13 protein-coding genes are annotated in these 12,242 nt (G+C 72.6%); 7 read left to right on the forward strand and 6 right to left on the reverse strand.

From position 1 onward, the window contains the following. Window positions 1-25 precede the first annotated feature (25 nt). The gene (ggt, locus tag B7L92_RS08320) at window positions 26-1,837 is read right to left on the reverse strand and encodes a gamma-glutamyltransferase (RefSeq protein WP_081236806.1); all 1,812 of its coding nucleotides are present in this window, start codon (window positions 1,835-1,837) and stop codon (window positions 26-28) included. Between the two features lie 153 nt (window positions 1,838-1,990). Between ggt and B7L92_RS08325 the strand changes: the two genes are divergently transcribed. Continuing rightward, window positions 1,991-2,749, forward strand: a complete 759-nt coding sequence (locus tag B7L92_RS08325) for a hypothetical protein (RefSeq protein ID WP_081236807.1) — start codon at window positions 1,991-1,993, stop codon at window positions 2,747-2,749. Between the two features lie 302 nt (window positions 2,750-3,051). Here B7L92_RS08325 and B7L92_RS42075 read toward each other — a convergent pair whose 3' ends face one another. The 5 genes from B7L92_RS42075 to pcaDC all read right to left on the reverse strand — a co-directional run bounded on the left by B7L92_RS42075 (window position 3,052) and on the right by pcaDC (window position 6,655). Beyond that, window positions 3,052-3,174: a hypothetical protein gene (locus B7L92_RS42075; RefSeq protein WP_255310811.1), complete on the reverse strand. Its 123-nt coding sequence runs from the start codon at window positions 3,172-3,174 to the stop codon at window positions 3,052-3,054. 138 nt (window positions 3,175-3,312) lie between these two features. Then, complete coding sequence (locus B7L92_RS08335) at window positions 3,313-3,720, reverse strand: DUF6278 family protein (protein WP_081236809.1); 408 nt, start codon at window positions 3,718-3,720, stop codon at window positions 3,313-3,315. A 96-nt stretch (window positions 3,721-3,816) separates the two neighbouring features. Continuing rightward, window positions 3,817-4,596: an exodeoxyribonuclease III gene (locus B7L92_RS08340; RefSeq protein ID WP_081236810.1), complete on the reverse strand. Its 780-nt coding sequence runs from the start codon at window positions 4,594-4,596 to the stop codon at window positions 3,817-3,819. Window positions 4,597-4,648: 52 nt separating this feature from the next. Continuing rightward, the gene (locus B7L92_RS08345) at window positions 4,649-5,281 is read right to left on the reverse strand and encodes an MBL fold metallo-hydrolase (RefSeq protein WP_081236811.1); all 633 of its coding nucleotides are present in this window, start codon (window positions 5,279-5,281) and stop codon (window positions 4,649-4,651) included. Window positions 5,282-5,359: 78 nt separating this feature from the next. Next, on the reverse strand, window positions 5,360-6,655 hold the full coding sequence (pcaDC, locus tag B7L92_RS08350) for a bifunctional 3-oxoadipate enol-lactonase/4-carboxymuconolactone decarboxylase PcaDC (protein ID WP_081236812.1): 1,296 nt from the start codon (window positions 6,653-6,655) through the stop codon (window positions 5,360-5,362). 665 nt (window positions 6,656-7,320) lie between these two features. Between pcaDC and B7L92_RS08355 the strand changes: the two genes are divergently transcribed. From B7L92_RS08355 to B7L92_RS08380, 6 genes are all read left to right on the forward strand, one after another. Further along, window positions 7,321-7,695, forward strand: coding sequence for a hypothetical protein (locus B7L92_RS08355; RefSeq protein WP_016823939.1), 375 nt, complete (start codon window positions 7,321-7,323; stop codon window positions 7,693-7,695). 199 nt (window positions 7,696-7,894) lie between these two features. After that, window positions 7,895-8,260, forward strand: a complete 366-nt coding sequence (locus tag B7L92_RS08360; RefSeq protein ID WP_004981306.1) for an ArsR/SmtB family transcription factor — start codon at window positions 7,895-7,897, stop codon at window positions 8,258-8,260. A gap of 304 nt (window positions 8,261-8,564) precedes the next feature. Then, window positions 8,565-9,221, forward strand: coding sequence for an urease subunit gamma (locus B7L92_RS08365; protein ID WP_081236813.1), 657 nt, complete (start codon window positions 8,565-8,567; stop codon window positions 9,219-9,221). Next, complete coding sequence (locus B7L92_RS08370) at window positions 9,208-11,043, forward strand: urease subunit alpha (RefSeq protein ID WP_081236814.1); 1,836 nt, start codon at window positions 9,208-9,210, stop codon at window positions 11,041-11,043. Before B7L92_RS08365 ends, B7L92_RS08370 begins: the two co-directional genes overlap by 14 nt. 90 nt (window positions 11,044-11,133) lie before the next feature. Then, on the forward strand, window positions 11,134-11,808 hold the full coding sequence (locus B7L92_RS08375) for an urease accessory protein UreF (protein ID WP_081236815.1): 675 nt from the start codon (window positions 11,134-11,136) through the stop codon (window positions 11,806-11,808). 26 nt (window positions 11,809-11,834) lie between these two features. Beyond that, on the forward strand, window positions 11,835-12,242 hold a 408-nt coding region (locus B7L92_RS08380; protein WP_143626261.1), incomplete at its 3' end, for a GTP-binding protein.

Here is a 12,242-nt window from a genome sequence, read left to right on the forward strand (position 1 = left end):
GTGTGCCGCTGCGCCGCGGGGACGCCTACCGCGCCGGACGCACCACCATCGCCGAGCCGCCGCCCCTGCGGACCTTCTCCGCCGCCGCGAGCCACTGGCCGCCCGGCAGGCGCTGGACGCCCGTGGTCGCGCCGATCTCCGGGTTCTCCCGGAAGGCGTGCCCGACGGCCTCCAGACGCTGCCGCAGGGCGCTGTCGTACAGGCCGGGTTCGAGCTCCGTCCGCTCCGTGTTGCGCTGGCTGGCGCGCGGCGCGGCGATCGCGTCGACCAGGGGCAGTCCGCGGTCGAGGAAGCCGGTGAGGGTCTGCAGCACGGTGGTGACGATGGTGGCGCCGCCGGGCGAGCCGAGGGCCACCACCGGCCGGTCGTGCCGGTCGAGCACGATCGTCGGGGAGATCGAGGACCGGGGCCGCTTGCCGGGGCCCGGCAGGTTCGGGTCGTGCACGGCCGGGTTCGCCGGGGCGAAGGAGAAGTCGGTCAGCTCGTTGTTGAGCAGGAACCCGCGGCCGGGCACGGTGATGCCGCTGCCTCCGGTCTGCTCGATGGTGAGGGTGTAGGCGACGACGTTGCCCCACCGGTCGGCGGTGGTGAGGTGTGTGGTGCTCTCGCCCTCGTACGTCGTCGGGGCCGCCGTGCCGCCCCTCGCGCAGGGCCGCGGGTCGCGCGGATCGCCGGGGGCGAGCGGGCTGGTGAGGACGGCTTCGTCCTTGATCAGGCACTCGCGCGAGTCGGCGAACCGCTGCGAGAGCAGCTCCTTCGTCGGCACGTCCTCGAAGGCGGGGTCGCCGACCCAGCGCCCGCGGTCCGCGAACGCGATGCGGCTCGCCTCGATGAGGCGGTGCAGGTACCGGACGTCGCTCGCCCTGGAGAGGTCGGTCCGTTCCAGGATGTTGAGGGCCTGGCCGACCGTGGTGCCGCCGGAGGAGGACGGCGCGATGGAGTAGACGTCCAGGCCCCGGTACGAGGTCTTCGTGGGCGGCTGGAACTTGGCGCGGTAGGCGGCGAGGTCGCGGGCGGACAGGTCGCCGGGGCGGGCGTTCCAGCCGGAGCCGGGGTCCACCGGCGGCTTGTTCACCGTGTTGACGATGTCCCGTCCGATGTCGCCCCGGTACAGCGCGTCGACGCCCTTGCGGCGCAGCTCGGCGTAGGTGCGGGCCAGGTCGGGGTTCTTGAGGACGGAGCCGACGGCCGGGAGTTCGCCGCCCGGCAGGAACAGCTCGGCGGTGTCGGGGAAGTGGCGGAAGCGGGTCTCGTTGGCGGCGGTCTGCGCGCGGAAGGTCTCGTCGACGGTGAAGCCGTCGCGGGCGAGCCGCTCGGCGGGCTCCAGGACCGTCCCGAGTTTCCTGCTGCCCCAGGCGTCGAGCGCGCGCTGCCAGGTGGCGGGCGTGCCCGGGGTGCCGACGGCGAGACCGCTGCTGACGGCCTCGGCGAAGGGGATCGGCGCACCGTTCTCCAGGAACAGGCCGGAGTCGGCGGTCAGCGGGGCGGTCTCGCGGCCGTCGAGGGTGTGCACGGTGCGGGAGCGGGCGTCGTAATGGACGAAGTAGCCGCCTCCACCGATGCCGGCCGAGTAGGGCTCGGTGACGCCGAGCGCGGCGGCGGTGGCGACGGCCGCGTCGACGGCGTTGCCGCCCTTCCTCAGGATCTCGATCCCGACGGCGGAGGCGTCGGGATCGACGCTGGAGACCGCGCCGCCGTACCCGACGGCGACCGGGACCTTGGGGGCGCGGTCGTCGGACGCGCCGTGCGGAGCGGCGGGGGGTGCCGCCGCCCCCACCGAGACCACCGCGGCGCAGACCGCCGGGACCACCAGTTTCCGAACGACAGGACGACGCATCCGCACCTCCGGTGTCAGGCCGTTCTGGCAGCTTAATCCAGTCAGCATGGCCCCGTCAGGAATCGCCCGGGGCGTGCCGCCGCGGATCTCCGGCCGTGCTCCCGGACCGGGTGTCGAACACGAGTTTGTGCGAGCCCGCTACCATGCGCGCCCATGACTGACGACGTGCGCAACATCGTTCTGGGCGTGGTGGCCGCCGGCATCAGCGCCGCGTTGGGCTGGTTGGCCCGCACCTATCTGTGGAAGCGCAGGCTCCGGCGCAAGCAGGCGTTCTTCGGGCTGCCGGAGAACTCCGAGTCGCTGCTCGTCGTCAACCGCGACCCGGCCACGGCGGAGCTCGCGGTGCACCGCTTCGACGTGTTCGCGCTGCTGGAGCTGTCCGCGCTGATCAAGGACTGCGGGGCGCACGTCCAGATGGTGACGCAGGACGCGGTGCACCAGGGGTTCGGCGAGCGGACCGAGTTCTGCGTGGGCGGTCCGGGCTCGAACCGGCGGATGGTGGCCCACATGGCGGCGATGCTGCCGGGCGTGCGGGTCAACGTCGACCCGGAGCCGGGACCGGACCGGGGCGCCTTCCAGATCGGCACCGAGCGCTACCGCATGGACCCGGGCGTCACCGAGTACGTCCTGCTGGCCCGGCTGACCGCCGGTGAACGGCGCGGCACCCGGCCGGTGTTCCTGTTCTGCGGCCAGCGCGCGATCACCAACCAGGCCGCCACCCGCTATCTCGCCCGCCACCACGAGCGGCTGGCCCGCAAGCACGGCTCCGGCTCCTTCGTCCTGCTGCTGAAGGTGGTCAACTCGCAGGCGTACGGCCCCGATGTGGTCGAACTGGTCGCGGACGTGACCCGGGCGGCCCAGACCCCGCTGCCCGCCCCCGCCGCTCCGCGCACCTCGCACCGGGCGCCCTGACGGGCGCTGTGCGCCCTCGCGTCGGGCCTGCATCGAGCGCAACCCGTCCGGCGCGCAGCTGACCTTCTCCTCGCCGTCGGAGGACCCGTCCTGCGGGTCGGGTCCGTCACGCGAGCAGTGATCTCCGGCTGCCGCCGGACGGGACTGGCCGATGTGAACCGCCGCTCCCCGCGGGCCGGGGGGCGGTGGACCCCTCCCGGCGGTGGCGTCCCCGCCCCTGTGGCGAGGTCCCCTCCCCCACCGGGACGGAGGGAACATCCTAGTCGAGGTCCGGACGGGCGGTCCCGCGGGCGTCATCCCGCTCAGCGTTGGAGGGGCCCGGGGAGGAAGTCCCCGCCCGTGGCGGGGCCGACGTCCCGCGGGACGTGCGGGTCCCCGAAGTGCTTGTCGACGTCACGCGGTCCGATCAGCGGATCGACGGCCATGCCCACCCCTGCTTGTCGTGACGGTGCGGTGGTCGCCGCAACGTATCCGGACAAGATCACCCGGGCGGCGCGACACGCGTTCTCCGGCCATTAGCCGTATTTACGCCGGGCTGTTGGCCGGGGATCCACCGGGAGGACTCACGCCTCCGCGACCTCGGCGTACAGCTGCGACAGCTCGGGCACACCGTGGGCGGCCCATGCGTGTCCGCAGTCCACGACGTCGAACTCCCGTCCGGAGGCGAGCCGTACGACGGGCTGCCCGTCGGACCGGATCTCCCAGGCGGCCCCCGGCACGGTGCGCACGATGACGGTGCCCAGGTACAGCCCGGCGTCGTTGCCCAGCCAGGTCAGGGTCTCCTCGTCGTCCCGCCAGCCCGGCACCAGTTGGTCCAGCGCCTCCAACGAGGCCGGGGAGTCGTCCAGTCGGACACCCGCCCGGTAGGCCTGGGAGCGCAGCAGTTCGCACTCCGCGAGGAGGTCCGCGATTCCCTCGGAGGCGGGAAACCCGATCTTCTGCCGCCGGTTGCCCAGGAAAGGGATGTTCATACCTCCAGCCTGTCATTCGTACCGCCCTCTGCACCACAGGGCGCGCGGGGCCGGACGGGCCGGTGGGAGGGCCGGGCCGGGCGGGTGGCCGCAGGGCTACAGGTCCAGGTCCACCACGACCGGCGCGTGGTCCGAGGCGCCCTTGCCCTTGCGCTCCTCGCGGTCGACGTAGGAGTCCGTGACCGCCTTGGCGAACGGCGCGTTGCCGTACACCAGGTCGATGCGCATGCCGCGGTTCTTCGGGAAGCAGAGCTGGCGGTAGTCCCAGTACGTGAACGGGTGCTCGTACTTGAGCGGGCGCGGGACGATGTCGGACAGGCCGGTCTCGCGCAGGGAGGCCAGGGCGGCGCGCTCGGCGGGGGTGACGTGGGTCAGGCCCTCGAAGGCGGCCCGGTCGTAGACGTCGTCGTCGGTCGGGGCCACGTTGTAGTCGCCCAGGACCGCGAAGGGGCGGTCGCCCGCCGCGTCGCCGGCCACGGCCGCCTTCAGGGCCTCGAACCACTGGAGCTTGTACGCGTAGTGGGGGTGGTCCACCTCCCGGCCGTTCGGCACGTAGACCGACCAGACGCGGACCGGACCGCAGGTCGCGGAGACGGCGCGGGGTTCCCGGGAGCCCTCGTAGCCGGGGTCGCCGGGCAGGCCCTTGACGACGTCCTCGAGGCCGACGCGGGAGAGCAGCGCCACGCCGTTCCACCGGCCGGTGGCGTTCACCGCCGACTCGTAGCCCAGCTCGCGCAGCTCCTCGACCGGGAACCTGTCCTCGGCGACCTTGGCCTCCTGGAGGCACAGCACGTCCGTGCCGCTGCTCTCCAGCCAGGCCAGGAGCCTCGGCAGGCGGGCGGTGATCGAGTTCACGTTCCAGGTCGCGATGCGCATGCCCCACAACCTACCCGGCCCCTGTGACACCCCTCGACCGCAGCTCGCGGACTCACAGGCGGGCCGACGCCCCGGGCGCGAGCCGCAGGTGCTCGCAGCCGCCGAGGGCGCCGATCTGGCGGTCGTAGATCGGGCGGGCGAGGTCGGTGAGCAGGGCGTCGTGGACGTCGTAGGCGCGCTGCGGCCGGACCTCGCGGACGTAGTCGATGACCTCCGAGATCTTGTTCCAGGGGGCCATGACGGGCAGCAGCAGCGTCTCGACCGGGTGGTCGGGGACGGTGAGCGCGTCACCGGGGTGGAAGAGCTTCCCGTCGACGAGGTAGCCCACGTTGGTGACGCGCGGGATGTCCGGGTGGATCACCGCGTGCAGTTCGCCGTGGACCTGGACGTCGAAGCCCGCGGCGGTGAAGGTGTCGCCGTGGCCGACGGTGTGCACCCGGCCGGGGAACGCCGCCGAGATCCGCTCCGCGACCGATTTCAGGGTCCAGATCTCGGCGGCCGGGTCGGCCTCCAGGGCGGTGCGCAGCCGGCCCTCGTCGAAGTGGTCGGGGTGCTCGTGCGTGACCAGGACGGCGTCCGCGCCGAGGGCCGCGTCCTCCTCGCTGAACCCGCCGGGGTCGAGGACGAGGGTGCGGCCGTCCTTCTCCAGGCGGACGCAGGAGTGCGACTTCTTCGTGAGCTTCATGTTCCCATCCTGCCCCGGTGCCCGTCGCCGGGCAGGGCACCGGGGGTGCCCGGGAACCGCTCCGGGATCACTCCGGGATCACTCCGGGGGCGTGGTCTCCTCGCGGACCACCTGCTGGGCCACCCGGAACGCGCTGTTCGCCGCCGGGACGCCGCAGTACACGGCCGCCTGGAGCAGCACCTCCTTGATCTCGTCCGGGGTGAGGCCGTTGCGCAGGGCGGCCCGGGTGTGGGAGGCGAGGTCCTCCAGATGGCCGCCGGCGACCAGGGCGGTGAGGGCGACGCAGCTGCGGGTGCGCCGGTCGAGCCCGGGCCGGTCCCAGACCTCGCCCCAGGCGTAACGGGTGACGAACTCCTGGTACTCGCCCGAGAACGCGTCGGCCCGGGCCAGCAGCCCGTCGACGTGCGCGTCGCCCAGCACCTCCCGGCGGACCTTGATCCCGGTGTCGTACGGGTCGGGTCTGCCCTGTGCTTCCGGCACCGCGGCGGGCGGGGCGATCTCGGCGACGGGAGCGGGCTGCGGCGGGACGGCGGCCGGCGCCGGTGCGGCAGCCGCGGGCAGGACGGTGTGGCCGGTGGCGGTCTCGAACCCGGGTTGCCAGGCGGTGGAGAAGTGCCTCACCAGCAGGTCGGTGACGGCGGCGGGCTGCTCCACCGGCACCAGGTGGGAGGCGCCCGGTACGACGGCGAGCCGGGCGTCCGGGACCCCGGCGACCAGGGTGCGCGCCTCGGCGGGGCCGGTGACCTGGTCCTCCGAGCCCACCAGCACCAGGGTCGGCACGCCGATGCTGCCGAGTTCGGGACGCACGTCGAAGGAGGCCAGCGCCTCGCAGGCGGCGATGTAGCAGCCGGGATCGGTGGTGCGCACCATCTGCACGGCCCACTCGGTGATCGCGGGCTGGGCGGCGGCGAACCCGCCGGTGAACCACCGGTCCGGCGCGGAGCGGGCGATGGGGTCGAGCCCGTTGGTGCGCACGACGACCCCGCGCTGGCGGAACTCGTCCGCCGTGCCGAAGCGGGGCGAGGCGGCGATCAGCGCGAGGGAGGCGAGGCGCTCGGGGTGGCGCAGGGCCAGCTCGATGCCGACGGCGCCGCCGAGCGCGCAGCCCGCGTAGCCGAAGCGCTGCACGCCGAGGCCGTCGAGGGTGGCGAGCAGCCGCGCGGCGAGGTCGGCGACCGAGCTCGCGGGGTACGCGGGGGCACCGCCGTGTCCCGGCAGGTCGAACCGGAAGACCCGCCACTGCCTGGTCAGCTCGGGGATCTGCCGGTCCCACATGTGCCATGTCGTGCCCAGCGAGGGACCCAGGATCAGAACTGGGGCTTCTTCGGGCCCGTCAAAGCGGTATTGCAGGGTGTTCGGTGGTGTCTCGCTCACCCGTCCGACCCTCTCATGTCTCACGAGGTCTCACATGGCCGGGACGACCCTAGCGGCTCTCGCCCCGCTCGCCACGACGGGTGCCGGTGCCGCCGCGGTCCCCGGGAGCGCGGGCACCGTTCTCCGGCGCGTTCTCCGGCGGGTGCGCGGGGCCGTGCCGGCCATGGCCCGCCCGGGCCCTCGCGGGATCCCGCCCGCCGGCAGCCCGGCTGCTGGGCCGCTTCCGCCCTGCCGGCCGTACGACTCGGAGGGCCGCCCTTTCCGTGGACCGCCCGGCCCGCGATCATCCTTCCTTCACGACTCCGTGCGGATCGAATCGGGTTGTGGCGGTTGCGCGAAGATTCCCCGCGGACGGCCGGCGACCGGCTCGGAGGAACCCCGGGGGCGGGCCTCCCTTCTCCCGGGACACACCACCGGGCCACCGGTACCGGGCCAACCGGTACCGGACCGGCCGACCCCCCGGGACGCCCCGATCGAAGTTTTCCGAACCACCCTCGGTCAAACAGTCGTTCCCCGGCGCAAGTGTTCGGTCATTAGGGGTCACCCCCGGAAACACACGCTCTCGCGCCGGTGCCGCCCGCCTACGGTGCCACCACCGGACCAGGGGGACCTCCGCCCCGTCGGAGCCGGTGCAACCGACGCAACGACCGAAGAGGGAAACAGTCATGGCGAGTGTGGAAGTGTCGCTGAAGGAAATCATGACCGCCGTCGAAGGGGCCCTCGGAGCGGCCGTCGTCGACTACTCCAGCGGCATGGCCCTGGGCACGCTGGGCGGGGGCAAGGAACTGGACCTCACCGTCGCGGCGGCCGGCAACACGGATGTCATCCGGGCCAAGGTGCGCACCATGGAGATGCTGGGGCTGACGAGCCAGATCGAGGACATCCTCATCACGCTCGGCAGCCAGTACCACCTCATCCGGCTGGTCACCGGCCGGAACGGCAACGGCCTGTTCCTGTACCTCGTGCTCGACAAGTCCCGGTCGAACCTGGCGATGGCCCGCCACCAGCTCAAGCGGATCGAAGAGAACCTGGAAGTGTGAACGCCCCGGCACCGGGCCGACGTGCGCCCATGATGTGAAGACTTCTTCAAGTCGCCACATCAACATCATCCCAATCCGTGGGTGCGCACCGCGCCGAGCAAGAAGGATCGGCCTCGCAGGCACATCGTGCGGCGGCGCGTCTGCCGGGGCGCCGCCGCACCTCGGAGAACGTCCCCGATGCGGCAGGGAGCGCGCACCCATGCAAGTCCCCCTCTACCAGGCCAAGGCAGAGTTCTTCCGCATGCTGGGGCATCCCGTGCGCATCAGGGTCCTGGAGCTGCTGCAGCACGGGCCCGTTCCGGTGCGGGACCTGCTCGCCGACATCGACATCGAGCCGTCCAGCCTCTCGCAGCAACTGGCCGTCCTCCGGAGGTCCGGCATCGTCGTCTCGATCCGGGAGGGCTCCACCGTCCGGTACGCCCTCGCCGGCGGCGACGTCGCCGAACTGCTCCGCGCGGCCCGCCGGATCCTCACCGAACTGCTGGCCGGACAGAGCGAACTCCTGGCCGAGCTCCGGCAGACCGACTCCCCCGTGCCGTCGGTCCCCAGGAGCAGGCGGGGCTGAGGAGGCCTCCGGGCCGGCACCGCGCGCTCCGCGGGGAAGACCCCCTCATGGTCCCGTGAGCGCGGCGCCACCTGCGCGTCACGGTGGACCGGGGTGGCTCGGGCGCGGGGCGAACGCGCCCCCGCACCCCCGGTGATCCCGTTTCACCCCATCAGGTCCAAGAAGCGGCTTTCCCTGGCCCCTGCACCTTTCGCCCTCGATGATTCAGTCACGGCGTGCGGCTCCGCGAAGACATCGCACCAGGGTGCTCCGGTGTGCCCGCGTCCCGCAGGCGAAGCGACGAGCAGGGACAGGAGGGGGCGGGATGCACCTGACTCCGCATGAGCAGGAACGTCTGCTGGTGCACGTGGCGGCGGATGTCGCCCGCGGACGCCGTGAGCGCGGGCTGCTGCTGAACTATCCCGAGGCCATGGCGCTGTTGACGGTGCACGTCTACGAGGAGGCGCGGGCCGGGGCGACGGTCGACTCGGTGATGGAGTCCGGACGCCGTGTGCTGCGGCGCAGCGAGGTCATGGACGGCGTACCGGAGATGATCTCCAACGTCCAGGTCGAGGCGACGTTCCCCGACGGGACGAAGCTGGTGACCCTTCACGACCCGTTCGACGAGCCGGACGGCGAGGTGACCGTGCATCCGGGCAAGCAGGAGCTGCTCCCGGACGACAAGGAGCACCGGATTCCCTTCAACGGGGACCGCGAGAGCGTGAAACTGCTCGTGAGCAACCCGTCGGACCGCCCGGTGCAGGTCGGCTCCCACTTCCACTTCGCCGAGGTCAACGAGGAGCTCGCCTTCGACCGCGAGAAGGCGCACGGCATGCGGCTGCACATCGCCTCCGGCACCTCGGAACGGTTCGAGCCCGGTGACGAGCGCACCGTCCGGCTGGTCCCCCTCGCGGGCGACCGCATCGTCGAGGGCCTGCGGGCCGGCAAGACCGAACGGGAGAAGCGCCTTGACGCACGATGACACCGAGCGGCCGTGGGACCCGCTGAAGCGGTCCCGGTACGCCGACCTCTACGGCCCCACGGCCGGTGACCGGGTGCGGCTCGCCGACACCGACCTCGTCCTGCGGATCGACGCGGACTGGTGCGGCGGTCCCGGCCGCAGCGGCGACGAGATGATCTTCGGTGGCGGGAAGGTGATCCGCGAGTCGATGGGGCAGTCGCACATCCCGCGCGACGACCGGCGGAAGCCGGTGGACACCGTGATCACCGGTGCGCTGATCCTGGACCACTGGGGTGTGGTGAAGGCCGACGTCGGTCTGCGCGACGGCCGGATCCGGGCGATCGGCACAGCGTACAACCCCGAGACGATGTCGTCCCGGCCGCACGACGACGCGCGCGCCTCGCACTTCGTCGTCGGTCCCGAGACGGAGGTGATCTCCGGCAACGGGCGGATCCTGACCGCCGGCGGGGTCGACACCCATGTGCACTTCCTGTGCCCCGGGCAGATCCACGAAGCGCTCGCGTCGGGCGTGACGACGCTGATCGGTGGCGGCACCGGACCGGCGGAGGGCAGCACGGCCACCACCGTCACTCCCGGGAAGTGGCACATCCAGCGGACGTTCGAGGCGCTCGACGCGTATCCGGTGAACATCGGACTGCTCGCCAAGGGCAGCACGGTGTCGGAGAAGGCGCTGCGGGACCAGGTGGCCGCCGGCGCCCTCGGGTTCAAGATCCACGAGGACTGGGGAGCCACGCCCGCGGTGATCGACGCGGCGCTGAAGGTCTGCGACGAGACCGGCGTCCAGGTCGCCCTGCACGCCGACTCGCTGAACGAGTCCGGGTTCGTGCGCCACACGCTCGCCGCGACCGGGAAGCGCCGCAAGACCAAGGACGTCAAGTACCGCAGTCTGCACATCTTCCACGTCGAGGGCGCCGGCGGCGGTCACGCGCCCGACATGATCAGCCTGGTCGGCGAGCCCAGCGTGCTGCCCGCCTCGACGAACCCGACCCGCCCCCTGACGGTCAACACCGTCAAGGAGCACGTCGACATGATGATCGTGTGCCACCACCTCAACCCGGAGATCGCGGCGGACATGGCGTTCGCCGACTCGCGCATCCGGCCCTCCACCATGGCCGCCGAGGACCTGCTGCACGACATGGGCGCCATCTCGATGATGTCCTCCGACGCGCAGGCCATGGGCCGCATCGGTGAGATGATCATGCGGACCTGGCAGACCGCCCACGTCATGAAGACCCGTTACGGACACCTGCGCGAGGACGACGCCGACGCGGACAACTTCCGGGCCCGCCGCTACATCGCCAAGTACACGATCAACCCGGCCCTCACCCACGGCATCGGCCACGAGGTCGGCTCCGTCGAGACCGGCAAGCTCGCGGACCTGGTGCTGTGGGAGCCCAAGTTCTTCGGCGTGAAACCGCACATGGTCATCAAGGGCGGCCAGATCGCCTACGCGCAGATCGGTGACGCGAACGCCTCGATCCCGACCCCGCAGCCGTTCCTGCCCCGGCCGGTGTGGGGAGCCAGCGGCCGGGCTCCGGGCAGCAACTCCTTCAACTTCGTGTCGGAACCGGCCGTGGACGGCGAGCTGTCCCGGATCGGACTGCTCAAGCCGCTCCGCGCGATCACCTCCACCCGCGGCGTGACCAAGGCCGACATGGTCCACAACGACGGCCTGCCCGAGATCGTCATCGATCCCGACACCTTCGACGTCACCATCGGCGGCGCCACCACGTCGGACGTGCGCACCACGGTGGACGGGCAACCGGTCGGGCGGCACTACGCCACGGAACTCCCCCTGGCCCAGCGGTACTTCCTCTTCTGATCCCCCATCCGTCCGACCCTTCCGTCCGATCCTTCCGTCCGGCCCTTCCGTCCGGGCCGGACCCATGACACGAAAGGCGGGCCCGCCCCCATGAGCCGCTCCGCCCTGCTCGTCCTGGCCGACGGCCGTTTCCCCGCCGGCGGGCACGCCCATTCCGGTGGGGTGGAGGCCGCCGTCGCGTCCGGAGGCGTGCACGACACCGCGAGCCTGGAGGCGTTCTGCCGCGGACGTCTGCACACCGCCGGACTGACGGCGGCCGGCCTCGCCGCCGCCGCGGCGACCGGACACGACGCCCTGGCCCTGGACGAAGCCGCCGACATCCGCACCCCCGTGCCGGCGCTGCGGCACGTCGCGCGCCGGCTCGGCCGGCAGATGATGCGCGCCGCCCGCGCCACCTGGCCCTGCGCCGGCCTCGACCACCTCGCCCGCCACCGGCCGCGGGGAGCCCACCAACCGGTCGTCCTCGGCGTCGCGGCCCGCGCCGCCGGGCTCACCCCCCTCGATGCCGCGCACGCCGCCGTGTACGAGAGCGTCGGCGGACCGGCGGCCGCCGCGGTACGGCTGCTGAGCCTCGACCCGTTCGACGCCACCGCGGTACTGGCCCGGCTCACCGGCGACCTCGACGAGGTCGCCGGAGCCGCGGCCGACGCGGCGGCGCGCGTCGCGACGGCCGGCGTCGGCGTCCTGCCCGCCGCCTCCGCCCCCCTGCTGGACATCACCGGCGAACAGCACGCGGCCTGGACCGTACGCCTCTTCGCCTCCTGAAACCCCTACGCGCCACCGGAGTCACCGTGCATCTCGACCCTCCCGTGACCATGCCGCACCGCCACACCCACAGCGCCGACCCGCGGCGCCCGGACGGCGGCCACCGCGCCCTGCGGATCGGCTTCGGCGGACCGGTCGGCTCGGGCAAGACCGCGACCGTCGCCGCACTGTGCCGCACCCTGCGCGACCGGCTGTCCCTCGCCGTCGTCACCAACGACATCTACACCCAGGAGGACGCCGCCTTCCTGCGCCGCGAGGCCGTGCTGCCACCGGAACGGATCACCGCGGTGGAGACCGGCGCGTGCCCGCACACCGCGATCCGCGACGACATCTCCGCCAACCTCGAAGTGGTCGAACACCTCGAGCAGACCCTGCACCCCCTGGACCTGATCCTCATCGAGTCCGGGGGCGACAACCTCACCGCCACCTTCTCC

Source organism: Streptomyces viridosporus, from assembly GCF_002078235.1.
Taxonomy (GTDB): domain Bacteria; phylum Actinomycetota; class Actinomycetes; order Streptomycetales; family Streptomycetaceae; genus Streptomyces; species Streptomyces viridosporus.

What these genes read in the sequence shown, in the direction of transcription:
- B7L92_RS08345 (WP_081236811.1), bottom strand. Translation starts at nt 5,281, where the DNA reads ATGAAGCTCACGAAGAAGTCGCACTCCTGCGTCCGCCTGGAGAAGGAC.
- B7L92_RS08335 (WP_081236809.1), bottom strand. Translation starts at nt 3,720, where the DNA reads ATGAACATCCCTTTCCTGGGCAACCGGCGGCAGAAGATCGGGTTTCCC.
- B7L92_RS08360 (WP_004981306.1), top strand. Translation starts at nt 7,895, where the DNA reads ATGCAAGTCCCCCTCTACCAGGCCAAGGCAGAGTTCTTCCGCATGCTG.
- B7L92_RS42075 (WP_255310811.1), bottom strand. Translation starts at nt 3,174, where the DNA reads ATGGCCGTCGATCCGCTGATCGGACCGCGTGACGTCGACAAGCACTTC.
- B7L92_RS08365 (WP_081236813.1), top strand. Translation starts at nt 8,565, where the DNA reads ATGCACCTGACTCCGCATGAGCAGGAACGTCTGCTGGTGCACGTGGCG.
- B7L92_RS08340 (WP_081236810.1), bottom strand. Translation starts at nt 4,596, where the DNA reads ATGCGCATCGCGACCTGGAACGTGAACTCGATCACCGCCCGCCTGCCG.
- B7L92_RS08355 (WP_016823939.1), top strand. Translation starts at nt 7,321, where the DNA reads ATGGCGAGTGTGGAAGTGTCGCTGAAGGAAATCATGACCGCCGTCGAA.
- ggt (WP_081236806.1), bottom strand. Translation starts at nt 1,837, where the DNA reads ATGCGTCGTCCTGTCGTTCGGAAACTGGTGGTCCCGGCGGTCTGCGCC.
- B7L92_RS08375 (WP_081236815.1), top strand. Translation starts at nt 11,134, where the DNA reads ATGAGCCGCTCCGCCCTGCTCGTCCTGGCCGACGGCCGTTTCCCCGCC.
- B7L92_RS08325 (WP_081236807.1), top strand. Translation starts at nt 1,991, where the DNA reads ATGACTGACGACGTGCGCAACATCGTTCTGGGCGTGGTGGCCGCCGGC.